Origin of the sequence: Streptomyces sp. NBC_00249 (assembly GCF_026342355.1) — a bacterium.
In the GTDB taxonomy this organism is placed as follows: domain Bacteria; phylum Actinomycetota; class Actinomycetes; order Streptomycetales; family Streptomycetaceae; genus Streptomyces.
In genome coordinates, this window is record NZ_JAPEMV010000004.1 from 144,049 (window position 1) to 155,715 (window position 11,667).

The following is an 11,667-nucleotide window of genomic DNA, read 5'->3' on the forward strand; positions in this document are numbered from 1 at the left end:
GGCGTTCGCCCCGGCAGCCGGCGGCCCGGTCGCTACGGAAGGTCGGAGTCCCCGGAGACGGGCCAGCTCATCCGGATCGTTCCGCCCGATTCACCGGTGGTCACGGAGACGTCGTCCACGAGCCCGCTGATCACCGCGAGTCCCATCTCGTCCTCGCCGTCGATGTCCGGGTCCAGGACGGCCGCGATCCCCGGCACGGCCTCGGCGGAACTGCCGGCCGGTCCGGGCACCTCGTCGCCGACCTCGATGGAGAACACCTTCTCCTCCTCGGTCAGCACCACCCGGACGGGCGCGGTCAGCCCATTGCTGCGGTGCAGTCCGACGGCACGCGAACAGGCCTCGCCCACGGCGAGGCGGACCTCGTCGAGGACGGCTTCCTCCACACCCGCCCTGCGCGCCACGGCGGCCGCGACCAGGCGGGCCGTCCGGACGTGTTCGGGCTGGGCGCTGAAGCGCAGTTCAACGGTGGCCATGTGCGTCCCCCTCGGACTACGGGCGTGCCTTGACCGGGGCCCGGACCACCCATGGCCCGGTACCCCCGCTCCTCATCGGCTCCTACGCCGCCTCGGCGGCGGTCTCGGGAGTCGTCAGTCGGTGGCGTTGACGGCGTCTTCCACACTCGTGTGGATCGGGAACACCTTGGTCAGACCGGTGATTCGGAAGATCTTCAGGATGCGCTCCTGGTTGCAGACCAGACGCAGCGAGCCCTCGTGCGCGCGGACGCGCTTGAGGCCTCCCACGAGCACACCGAGGCCGGTGGAGTCGAGGAAGTCCACTCGCTCCATGTCGACAACCAGGTGGTAGCTGCCGTCGTTCACCAACTCCACCAACTGCTCGCGCAGCTTGGGCGCGGTATACACATCAATCTCGCCACCGACCTCTACGACCGTGCGGTCGCCGACAGTGCGAGTCGACAGGGACAGGTCCACGGATCCTCCAGCACCTTGCTATCGAGCGGCGCCCCCCAGGGGCCTCCCCACCCGAAGGTAAGGGGAGGGATCGGCTGCCGCGATGGCATTCAATCACTTACCGGCAGGCGCGCACGACGCCTTGGGTCCATTGTCCCGCACGCCGGTGACACACTCGGTTCCAATGGCCAACACTCACCGACCCGGTCAGCCCACGGCACCGGCGGACCCTCGACCCACCCCCGGCACGGTCCTGGACCGGCTGTCACGGGGGCCTTCCCGAGCTGCGCGCATCACCCATACGGAGCACTTGCCCCCTCGGGAGGGTCGTCATGCGGTGTGGCCCGATCGCATCCGAACGGATGTCGTAGCGGCGATCCGGGCCGCGGGCATCGAACATCCGTGGGAACACCAGGCCACGGCCGCCGAGCACGCCCTCGACGGCGAAAGTGTGGTGATCGCCACCGGAACCGCCTCGGGCAAGTCCCTGGCCTACCTCGCCCCCGTGCTCTCCGCCCTCGCCGACGGCGCCGAGGCCCCGAACGGCCGCGGGGCGACCGCCCTCTACCTGTCCCCCACCAAAGCTCTGGCCGCCGACCAGCGGCGCGCCGTGCGAGAGCTCGCCGCGCCCCTCGGGAACGCCGTACGCCCCGCCGTGTACGACGGGGACACCCCCTTCGAGGAGCGCGAGTGGGTGCGCCAGTACGCCAACTACGTGCTGACCAACCCCGACATGCTGCACCGGGGGATCCTGCCCTCCCACCCCCGCTGGTCCTCCTTCCTGAAATCCCTGCGGTACGTGGTCGTCGACGAGTGCCACACCTACCGCGGGGTCTTCGGGTCCCATGTCGCCCAGGTCCTGCGGCGGCTGCGCCGGCTGTGCGCCCGCTACGGCTCCGAACCGGTGTTCCTGCTGGCCTCCGCCACCGCGAGCGACCCGGCGGCCGCCGCGTCCCGGCTGACCGGGGTGCCGGTCCGGGAGGTCGCCGACGACGCCTCGCCGCGCGGCGAGGTCGTCTTCGCCCTGTGGGAGCCGCCGCTGACCGACCTCAAGGGCGAGAAGGGCGCTCCCGTACGCCGTACGGCCACCGCCGAGACCGCCGACCTGCTGACCGACCTGGTCGTACAGGGCGTCCGCACCGTGGCCTTCGTCCGGTCCCGGCGCGGGGCCGAGCTGATCGCGGTGATCGCCCAGGAACGGCTCGCGGAGATCGACCGCTCCCTGCCCCGGCGGGTCGCCGCCTACCGGGGCGGCTACCTCCCCGAGGAGCGGCGCGCCCTGGAGCGGGCCCTGCACTCCGGGGACCTGCTGGGGCTGGCCGCGACCACCGCCCTGGAGCTGGGCGTGGACGTCTCCGGGCTGGACGCCGTACTGATCACCGGATACCCGGGCACCCGCGCCTCCCTGTGGCAGCAGGCGGGCCGCGCCGGCCGCTCGGGGCAGGGCGCCCTGGCCATCCTGATCGCCCGCGACGACCCCCTGGACACCTATCTGGTCCACCACCCCGAGGCCCTCTTCCGGCAGCCGGTGGAGGCCACGGTCCTGGACCCCGACAACCCGTACGTCCTGGCCCCGCACCTGTGCGCGGCCGCCGCCGAGCTGCCCCTGACCGAGCCCGACCTGGACCTCTTCGGCCCCGCCGCACGCGGCCTCCTCCCCCAGCTGGAGGCCGCGAAGCTGCTGCGCCGCCGGGCCACGGCCTGGCACTGGACCCGCCGGGAGCGGGCCTCCGACCTGACCGACATCCGCGGCGGCGGGGGCCGCCCGGTGCAGATCGTCGAGGCCGCGACCGGGCGGCTGCTGGGCACGGTCGACGAGTCCGCCTCCCACTCCGCCGTCCACGACGGGGCCGTCCACCTCCACCAGGGCCGCAGCTACCTGGTGAAGCACCTGGACCTGGAGGACTCCGTCGCCCTGGTCGAGGAGGCCTCCCCGCCGTTCTCCACCACGGCCCGCGACACCACCTCCATCTCGATCCTGGAGACCGAGACCGAGATCCCCTGGGGCGCGGCCCGGCTCTGCTACGGCTCCGTCGAGGTCACCAACCAGGTCGTCTCCTACCTGCGGCGCAAGCTGATCACCGGCGAGGTACTCGGCGAGGCCAAGCTGGACCTGCCGCCGCGCACCCTGCGCACGCGGGCCGTGTGGTGGACGGTCACCGAGGACCAGCTCGACGAGGCCCGGATCAACCCGGAGATCCTCGGCGGCGCCCTGCACGCCGCCGAGCACGCCTCCATCGGCCTGCTCCCGCTGTTCGCCACCTGCGACCGCTGGGACATCGGCGGCGTCTCCGTCCCGCTGCATCCCGACACGCTCCTTCCGACGGTCTTCGTCTACGACGGCCACCCGGGCGGCGCCGGCTTCGCCGAGCGGGCCTTCCACACGGCCCGGGCCTGGCTCACGGCGACCCGCGACGCCATCGCCGCCTGCGAGTGCGAGGCCGGCTGCCCCTCCTGCATCCAGTCCCCCAAGTGCGGCAACGGCAACGACCCCCTCCACAAACGCGGCGCCATCCGCCTCCTCACCCACCTCCTCGCCCCCGCCCCCGATCCCCACCAGGGCCCGTAAACCCGGCGCCCCCACCGGCAACCCCCGGACGGCCCCACCCCACCCAGGCCACGCGGCACCGGAGGCCCCGGACACCTCCGCCCTGCCCCGGGCCACGCAGGTCGTATCGCGGCACCCCCACCGGCGTCACCCGCACGCCTCCGCCGCGCCCTGGCCACGCCCAGGACTCACCACCAGGGTCGTGACACCGGAGCCCGCGCAGGCTCGCCCGTCGGGGTCGTGGCGCCCCGACCCCGTCCAGACCCGCTCAGGCCTCGCCTCAGGGCCTCGTGGCGGGGTGCCGGTACCGTGCGGTCCCGGGGCGGCCCCGGGCTGTCTGGGGCCCGCCCAGGGCTCGCCACCAGGCCCGGTGGAGCGTTGCCCGCGTGGGCAACGCGGCGGCCGGTGGCCCCGGTGTCCCGCTCAGGGCGCCACCCGGGCGGGCAGTGGTGCCCGGTTCGGGGTGGCCGGCAGGGGTGGGCCCGCCCGGGACCGGGTCGTCGGGGTGAAGGGGCCCGCGCGGACACGGGCCGCGACCTCGGCCACCTCGCCCCCGACGCGGCACTCGGCCACCACCGCCCCCTGCGCCCCGGCGACCCGCGAGGCCGTCGCGCAGGCGGCCTCGGGGCCGTGGGCCCAGGTCGCCGCCGCCGCGAGGGCCGCCAGGTCCGCCGCCGCGCCCGCCCGATGGCGGGCGACCACCGCCTGGCCGAGCAGCAGGACGCCCCCGAACACCGCTCCCAGCACCGTGACCACCACGGTGGCCCACACGGTCGCCGAGCCCCGCTCGCGGTCCCGGCTCACGGCGGCGGCCCCACGCTGTCCTCCGCCAGCGCCACCGCCCGCGCCCCGAGCCGTACCCGTAGCCCGCCGGGCCCCGGTGCCGGCGCGGACACCGTGACCCGCCACAGGTCGCCCGACCGCTCCACCTCCACCTCCGCCCCCGGCGGGGCGGCCGACCTGGCCGCCCCCGCCGCCGCCTCCGCCGGTTCCGACCGGGCCGCCGCCCTCGCACCGGCCCGCGCCGCGTCCACGCACCGGATCTGCGCGGCGGCCGCCATCAGCGCCCAGACCAGCAGCGCCGCGAACAGCACGAGCGCCGGAATGACCACAGCCGCCTCAGCGGTCACATATCCGCGGTCGCCGATTCCCGGCCGATTTCGCTCAGAAGGGCGCATCGAGCGCCTTCCCGATGGTCGACTGAAGCGCCGTCGAGACCACGTCGCTCGTCACCACCTTGTACAGAACCGCGGCGAACGCACAGGCCGCGATCGTGCCCATGGCGTATTCCGAAGTGGACATTCCGGCGTCGGACCGCCGGCCGCTCAGCGCCGTCCGCACGCGAAACCAGATGATCCTCATGGCAACCTCCTGTGGGATTACGTTCTTGATGTGATTTCAGGTTTTGATTCAGTGGATCTTTCCGGGGTGTTCCCGGGGATCTTTCAGCTGCCCGACAGGAGTCCGGAGGCCATTCCGATCACCACCGGGGCCACTCCCACCGCGAGGAACGCGGGGAGGAAACAGAGCCCGACCGGAGCGGTGACGAGCACCGCCGCCCGCTGCGCCCGGGCCGATGCCTGCCGGGAGCGCTCCGCCCGCAGGGCCGCCGCCAGGCGGGAGACCGGCTCCGCCGCCGGGGCCCCGCTCCGCGCGGCCCGCTCCAGGCACTCCGCCAGCCCCCGGGCGCCCGGTATCCGCGCCAACCTCCCCCACGCGGCGCCCGGTTCCCCGCCGAGCCGCAGCTCGGCCCCGGCGAGCGCCAGCCGCTCGCCCACCGGGCCGCCCAGCGACTCCCCCACCACCTCGGCGGCCTCCACCGGTCCGGCGCCGGCCGCCAGGCACGCGGCGAGCAGATCCGCGGCGAACGGCAACTGCCGCTCCGCTTCCCGGTGGCCGACCAGCTCGGCCGGCCTCACCCGGGCCAGCGCCCACCGCACCGCGAACGCCGCCCCGCACCCGGCCAGGGCCCCCGGCACACCACCGACCAGCACCCAGACCGCCACCAGCGCCCCCACCGGCCCCGCCCACCCCGCGAGCGCCGCCCGGAGCCGTCTCCCCCGCAGCGGCCCGCGCCGGGCCGGCTCCGTCCACAGCAGGCCCGCGATCCTGCGCCGCACCGCCCGCCGCCGCAGCCGGGCCGCCACCGCCGATGCCAGGCACCACACCGCCGCCGCCAGGCACACCGCCGTCCCCAGCCTGTGGACCACCGCCCCGCCCATCACCGTTCCCCCGTCCGTACGATCCGCCGGCACCACAGCAGCCCCAGCGCCTCCAGCACCCCGCCCGCCAGCAGGCAGCCCCACCCCACCGGGGAGTGCAGCAGCACGTGCAGCGGATCCGCCCCGAGCCCGGTACCGATCAGCAGCCCCACCAGGGGCAGCAGCGCGAGCACCACCGCGGTCGACCGGGCTCCCGCCAACTGGGCCCGCAGCGACTCCTGCTGGTCCCGCTCCGCCCGCAACGCCCCTTCCAGCCGGTCGAGTCCGGCGGCCAGCCCCGCGCCGCCGTCCACCGAGACCCGCCAACAGGCAGCCATCGCGGCCAATCCCTCCGCACCCGGCTCCCGGGCGGCCTGCCGCAGCGCTTCGGCCACATCCCCACCGAACGCGGCGGCGGCCAGTACGCCGGCCTCCGCCGGGCCGGGGCCGCCGGGGCCCTCCGCCGTCCGGCGGACCGCCACCGTCAGGGCCTGCCCGGGCTGGGCTCCGGCCCGCAACTCCCCGACCACGGCCCCGCACAGCGCCACCACCCCGGCGGCCCGGGCACCGCGCGCCCGCTCCCGCTCCCGGGCCCGCAGCCATCTGCGCAGCAACGGCACGGCGGCGGCCCCCAGCAGCAGCGGAATCACCGATCCGCCCAGTACGGCGACCAGCAGCCCGGCCACCGGAGCGGCGTACTCCGGCCACCGGGCGGCGCGGGCCCGCAGCGCGGCCAGCAGCCATACCCGGCGCGCCGGCCCGCCCGGCACCGGCGTGCCCACCCCGACGAGCACCAGCCGGACCCGCCGGGGCGCCCGGTCCGCCCCGGTCAGCACCCAGGCGGCCGCCCCGGCGCACAGCACCCCCGCGAACACCGGGACCGAGCCCAGCGGCCCGGCGCTCACCGGGCACCTCCCAGCAGCGGCCCGAGCCGCTCCCAGCCCCGCTCGCGTACGAAGCCCCGCGCGCCCCAGCGCAGCGCGGGCACGGTCACCACGAGACCGGACGGATCCCGCTCCAGCACGTGCACCTCGGCCACCCGGCGCCGCCCGGACCGGTCCCGGACCAGGTGGACCACGAGGGTCAGCGCGGCCGCCAGCTGGCTGTGCAGGGCGGCCCGGTCCAGCCCGGCGGCCGTCCCGAGCGCCTCCAGCCGGGCGGGTACGTGGGCCGCGGCATTGGCGTGCACCGTGCCGCAGCCGCCCTCGTGCCCGGTGTTCAGCGCGGCGAGCAGGTCGGCCACCTCGGCGCCCCGCACCTCGCCGACCACCAGCCGGTCGGGCCGCATCCGCAGGGCTTGGCGCACCAGGTCCGCCAGGGTGACCAGACCGGCTCCCTCCTGGTTCGCGGGCCGGGTCTCCAGCCGCACCACGTGCGGATGGTCGGGGCGCAGCTCGGCGGAGTCCTCGGCCAGCACGATCCGCTCCCGGGGCCCGACCAGCCCGAGCAGGGCGCTGAGCAGGGTGGTCTTGCCCGTCCCGGTCCCGCCGGAGACGAGGAACGACAGCCGGGCCTCGACCATCGCCCGGAGCAGCCGCTGCCCGCCGGGCGGCAGGGTCCCGGCGGCCACCAGCTCGTCCAGGGTGAAGGCCTTGGGCCGCACCACCCGCAGGGAGAGGCACGCCGATCCGACCGCCACCGGTGGGAGCACGGCGTGCAGCCGGGTGCCGTCCGGCAGCCGGGCGTCGACCCAGGGCCGGGCGTCGTCGAGGCGCCGCCCGGCGACGGCGGCCAGCCGCTGGGCCAGCCTGCGCACGGCCTCGGCATCGGCGAAGGTGACCCCCGTCGGCTCCAGCCCGCCGCCCCGGTCCACCCAGACCCGGTCGGGGGCGGCCACCAGCACGTCGGTGACCTCGGGGTCGGCGAGCAACGGCTCCAGCGGCCCGGCACCGACCAGCTCGGACCGTAATTCCGCCGCCACACCCAGCACTTCGGCGTCCCCGAGGAGCCGCCCCTGGGCCCGCAGGGCCGCCGCGACCCGGGCCGGGGTCGGCTCCGCACCGCTCTCCGCGAGCCGCTGGCGCACCGCGTCCAGCAGCACCGCGCTCATGCCGGCACCCCCTGGGCGGGGCCGAGCACCCGCTGCCAGAAGCCGTCGCAGAAGCGGGCCAGCGTGCCCCGCGTACCGGGCGGCTCCCCCTCGGCGACCCGCCCGGGGAGCCCCACCTCGACCGGTACCTCCCCGGCCAGCGGTGCCCCCAGCAGCCGCGCCACCGCTTCGGCGTCGAGCCCGTCGGGGCAGCGGCCCCGTACGACCACGCGGACGTCCCGGGCGACCATCCGCACCCCGGCTGCCACCCGCCCGGCCGCGGCCACCGACCGCAGCTCGCCCGGCACCACCATCAGCACCAGGTCCAGCTGGGCCAGTACCTCCGCGACGGCCTCGTCCACCCGCCGGGGCAGGTCGACCACCACCACCCCGCCGCGCCGCCGGGCGGCGGCCACGACCGACCGCATCGCGGCGGGCGGCACCACCACCCGGTCCCCGCGGTCCCAGCTCAGCACCCGCAGCGCGTGCAGTTCGGGCAGGGATTCCTCCAGTGCCCCGGCCCCGACCCGGCCGCGCGAGGCGGCGAAGTCGGGCCAGCGCAGTCCCTCGGCGCTCTCACCGCCCAGCAGGACGTCCATGCCGCCGCCGAGCGGGTCGCCGTCGATGAGGATGGTGCGCTGCCCGGCGCGGGCCGCCCGCAGGGCCAGGGCGCAGGCGAGGGTGGACGCGCCCGCGCCACCGCTGCCGCCGATCACCCCGACCGCGAGGGCGGGCCGTCCGGCGCCTTCCACCACGTCGGCGATGCGGTCGACGAGGCGGCTCTCGGCGTCGGGCAGGCGCAGCACCTCCTCGGCGCCGATCTCCACCGCCCGCTGCCACACCCGGGGGTCGTCGAGGTCCCGGCCGACGAGCAGTACCCCGTCCCGCCGGGGCGCTCCGCCGACCCGCCGGGCGGCGTCGTCCCCGACGAGCACGAGCGGGGCGGATTCCCAGCCGACGCCCCCGACACCGACCCCACCGACCCCGCCGACCCCACTGCTGCAATCGGCGCCCGAGCCCCTCCCGAACCCCCCGCCCCCGCGGTCACCACCGGCTCCGCTTTGCTCCGGCACCGCGTGGTGCACATGCGGCTCGGCGCCCGCCGCGGCGCACAGCCGCAGCAGATCGTCGAGCAGCAGCGGGTCCTCGGTGATGATCAGGGGCCGCCCGCCTCCGGGCACGGCCCCGCCTGCACGGGCGGACACCCCGTCCCCACCCGCCACCACGGGCCCCCGCGCTTCACACGACTTCGATCCAGCCACGATCTCCGCCCCCTTCTCACCGCAAATCCACGAGCCGCGGACTTCGCGGCTGGAATCACCGTGCAGCGATCAGGAAAAAGAAGTGGATCTTGGTCGATAACTGTGGACAAGAAGGCGGTTGTGAATAACTCCGCCACCCCATCAGGTGAGTTCCAGAGCGCGGCGGAACCACTACACAGCGTCACGAGTTCGAGGAGATGAGGGCCTGCGCCACGCGGGCCCGCCGAACAGGGAAGGCCGGGAGGATGGTCACTGAAGGCCGAAGGCATGGGACGCAAACCGCGTCCGGACATGCGACGACCCCCGCCGGGGGGGAGAGCGGGGGTCGTCCCCACGGTCCGACTCGGGGGGGGAGGAGCCAGACCGGGTTAGCACGGTCGCGAACGATCCGTGACTTCCATGGTGTACCCGAGAGCCTTCTCAGGCAAACCCACGCGCCACACCTTACGCCGAATGGTGGGCGCATATGCTCGGGTCGTGGAAAATCAGCCCTTGCCGCACTCCTTGCCTCGGACCGCCGCCTTCTTCGACCTGGACAAGACGGTCATTGCGAAGTCCAGCACTCTGACGTTCAGCAAGTCCTTCTACCAGGGCGGCCTGATCAACCGGCGAGCCGTACTGCGCACCGCGTACACACAGTTCATCTTCCTGGCCGGCGGCGCCGACCACGACCAGATGGAGCGGATGCGGGAGTACCTGTCCGCCCTGTGCAAGGGGTGGAACGTGCAGCAGGTCCGGGAGATCGTCGCCGAGGCCCTCCACGACCTGATCGACCCGATCATCTACGACGAGGCCGCGTCCCTCATCGAGGCCCACCACATCGCCGGCCGTGACGTGGTCATCGTGTCGACCTCCGGCGCCGAAGTCGTCGAGCCCATCGGCGAGATGCTCGGCGCGGACCGGGTCGTCGCCACGCGCATGGTGGTCGGCGAGGACGGCTGCTTCACCGGGGAGATCGAGTACTACGCCTACGGGCCCACGAAGGCGGAAGCCGTACGGGAACTGGCGGAGTCGGAGGGGTACGACCTCGCGCGCTGCTACGCGTACAGCGACTCGATCACCGACGTGCCGATGCTGGAGGCGGTGGGCCATCCGCACGCCGTGAATCCCGACCGGGCGCTGCGCCGCGAGGCGGTCGCGCGGGAGTGGCCGGTACTGGTCTTCGACAAGCCGGTGCGGCTGAAGCAGCGCCTGCCGGGGCTGTCGATGCCCGCACGGCCGGCGCTGGTCGCCGCGGTGGCGGTCGGCGCGGCAGCGGCCACGGCCGGACTGGTCTGGTACGCCAGCCGCCGCCGGGCCGGCCTGGCGGCGGTCGCATCGGCCGCGTCGGCCTGAGCCTCCCCAGCCCCCAGCCCCCCCCCCCCGTTCCAGGCCCCGGCCCTGAGCTCCCCGACCCCCGGCAAGCCCCCGGCCGGACGCCCATCCGGGTGTCCTGACCTGGGCCGATCCGGGGTGTCCGAATCACCCCGGATCGCCCTGGAAAGTAAAGAACTCCGGCCAGGGGTTTCGCTCTACCCCGAAGCGGAGTACAAAGGAGTCAACGGCCCGCGAGACCAAAGAACATCCGAGAGGATCATCTTTAAAACGCAGTAAGGCCCACGGACCGAAGCATGAACGCCGAGCACCCACGCGACGTCGACCCGTCGATTACGGGCCAGCCGCACCAGGTAACCGGGCAAAGCTCCCGACCTGATGGGCATACATCGAGGACGCTTGGTAACTGGGCGTAAATGCCAGCGGCGACACCAGAGCAGTACGGTGTCGCCGCAACCCATGTCCGGCCGAAAAAACCAGGCCGCGCCGCCTACGCCGCGCCGCGCTGGAGCGCCTCGCAGACCGCGGTCGACTCCCGCACGCCGAGTTCGATCGCCCGGCCGCAGTGCGCGATCCAGGCCGCCATCCCCTCGGCCGTGCCGGAGACGTACCCGTCGAAGGCCTCCAGGTAGGCCTTCGCACCCTGCTCCGCGTGACCGACCTCCGCCGGGCAGATCGCCTTCGGGTCGAGGCCGCTGTTGATCAGCACGATCCGCTCCGCCGCCCGCGCGACCAGGCCGTTGTACGAGCCGAAGGGCCGCAGCGCCAGCAGCTCGCCGTGCACCACCGCCCCCGTGATCAGGGCCGGAGCGGAGCCGCCCGCGATGATCAGCCGGGACAGGCCGTCCAGCCGGCCCGCGACCTCGTCCGCGCTCGGCAGCGGCAGTTCGACCAGCGGCTCGTCCACCGGCTCGCCGGCCAGCCGCGGACGGCCCACGACCTCCCCCGCCTCGGTCGACCCGCACGCCACCAGGTGCAGACGCGCGAGGACCCGCAGTGGGGACTGGCGCCAGATGCTCAGCAGCTGACCGGCCTCCGACGTCAGGCGCAGGGCCGCGCCCACCGCCCGGGCCTGCGGCTCCGCGCCGAAGTCGGTCCGGCGGCGCACCTCCTCCAGCGCCCAGTCCGCCCCGGACAGCGCCGCGCTCCCCCGGGCCCCGCGCAGGGCGGCCTCCGAGGCGATCTCCCCGCTGCGCCGGCGCATCACCCGGTGCCCGTAGACCCGGTCCACGGCCTTGCGTACGGAATCCACGGACTCTGCGACACCCGGGAGGGCGCCCAGGGCCGCCAGCGGGTCAGAAGCACTACTCATAAGTAGGGAGCCTACGCACTGCGCACCCATAGCACCGACCCCTCCTTGGAGTGGTCTTCTTCACTCACCTCGACCACTGCGCGTCGCCATGCC

12 protein-coding genes are annotated in these 11,667 nt (G+C 74.9%); 2 read left to right on the forward strand and 10 right to left on the reverse strand.

Features of this window, described 5'->3' with window-relative positions; translation table 11 throughout:
• Positions 1 to 32: 32 nt before the first annotated feature.
• Together OOK31_RS18895 and bldG are read right to left on the reverse strand one after the other, a co-directional pair.
• Complete coding sequence (locus tag OOK31_RS18895; RefSeq protein ID WP_267088442.1) at positions 33 to 473, reverse strand: ATP-binding protein; 441 nt, start codon at positions 471 to 473, stop codon at positions 33 to 35.
• Positions 474 to 587: 114 nt separating this feature from the next.
• Positions 588 to 929, reverse strand: a complete 342-nt coding sequence (bldG, locus tag OOK31_RS18900) for an anti-sigma factor antagonist BldG (protein ID WP_069920854.1) — start codon at positions 927 to 929, stop codon at positions 588 to 590.
• Positions 930 to 1,011: 82 nt separating this feature from the next.
• Here bldG and OOK31_RS18905 point away from each other — a divergent pair, with 82 nt between their 5' ends.
• The gene (locus tag OOK31_RS18905; RefSeq protein WP_267088443.1) at positions 1,012 to 3,477 is read left to right on the forward strand and encodes a DEAD/DEAH box helicase; all 2,466 of its coding nucleotides are present in this window, start codon (positions 1,012 to 1,014) and stop codon (positions 3,475 to 3,477) included.
• 402 nt (positions 3,478 to 3,879) lie between these two features.
• Here OOK31_RS18905 and OOK31_RS18910 read toward each other — a convergent pair whose 3' ends face one another.
• From OOK31_RS18910 to ssd, 7 genes are all read right to left on the reverse strand, one after another.
• Complete coding sequence (locus OOK31_RS18910; RefSeq protein ID WP_267088444.1) at positions 3,880 to 4,260, reverse strand: Rv3654c family TadE-like protein; 381 nt, start codon at positions 4,258 to 4,260, stop codon at positions 3,880 to 3,882.
• On the reverse strand, positions 4,257 to 4,634 hold the full coding sequence (locus OOK31_RS18915; RefSeq protein ID WP_267088445.1) for a TadE family type IV pilus minor pilin: 378 nt from the start codon (positions 4,632 to 4,634) through the stop codon (positions 4,257 to 4,259). Before OOK31_RS18915 ends, OOK31_RS18910 begins: the two co-directional genes overlap by 4 nt.
• Entirely contained in the window at positions 4,621 to 4,818 is a 198-nt protein-coding gene (locus OOK31_RS18920) for a DUF4244 domain-containing protein (protein ID WP_267088446.1), read from the reverse strand. The genes OOK31_RS18915 and OOK31_RS18920 overlap by 14 nt, the downstream gene beginning before the upstream one ends.
• An 83-nt stretch (positions 4,819 to 4,901) precedes the next feature.
• Positions 4,902 to 5,678, reverse strand: a complete 777-nt coding sequence (locus OOK31_RS18925; protein ID WP_267088447.1) for a type II secretion system F family protein — start codon at positions 5,676 to 5,678, stop codon at positions 4,902 to 4,904.
• Positions 5,678 to 6,562, reverse strand: coding sequence for a type II secretion system F family protein (locus OOK31_RS18930; protein WP_267088448.1), 885 nt, complete (start codon positions 6,560 to 6,562; stop codon positions 5,678 to 5,680). Before OOK31_RS18930 ends, OOK31_RS18925 begins: the two co-directional genes overlap by 1 nt.
• On the reverse strand, positions 6,559 to 7,707 hold the full coding sequence (locus OOK31_RS18935; RefSeq protein ID WP_267088449.1) for a TadA family conjugal transfer-associated ATPase: 1,149 nt from the start codon (positions 7,705 to 7,707) through the stop codon (positions 6,559 to 6,561). The genes OOK31_RS18930 and OOK31_RS18935 overlap by 4 nt, the downstream gene beginning before the upstream one ends.
• The gene (ssd, locus tag OOK31_RS18940; RefSeq protein WP_267088450.1) at positions 7,704 to 8,891 is read right to left on the reverse strand and encodes a septum site-determining protein Ssd; all 1,188 of its coding nucleotides are present in this window, start codon (positions 8,889 to 8,891) and stop codon (positions 7,704 to 7,706) included. Before ssd ends, OOK31_RS18935 begins: the two co-directional genes overlap by 4 nt.
• Positions 8,892 to 9,401: 510 nt before the next feature.
• Between ssd and OOK31_RS18945 the strand changes: the two genes are divergently transcribed.
• On the forward strand, positions 9,402 to 10,283 hold the full coding sequence (locus OOK31_RS18945; protein WP_267088451.1) for an HAD family phosphatase: 882 nt from the start codon (positions 9,402 to 9,404) through the stop codon (positions 10,281 to 10,283).
• 469 nt (positions 10,284 to 10,752) lie between these two features.
• Here OOK31_RS18945 and OOK31_RS18950 read toward each other — a convergent pair whose 3' ends face one another.
• Positions 10,753 to 11,574: an oxidoreductase gene (locus OOK31_RS18950; protein ID WP_267088452.1), complete on the reverse strand. Its 822-nt coding sequence runs from the start codon at positions 11,572 to 11,574 to the stop codon at positions 10,753 to 10,755.
• Positions 11,575 to 11,667: the final 93 nt, after the last annotated feature.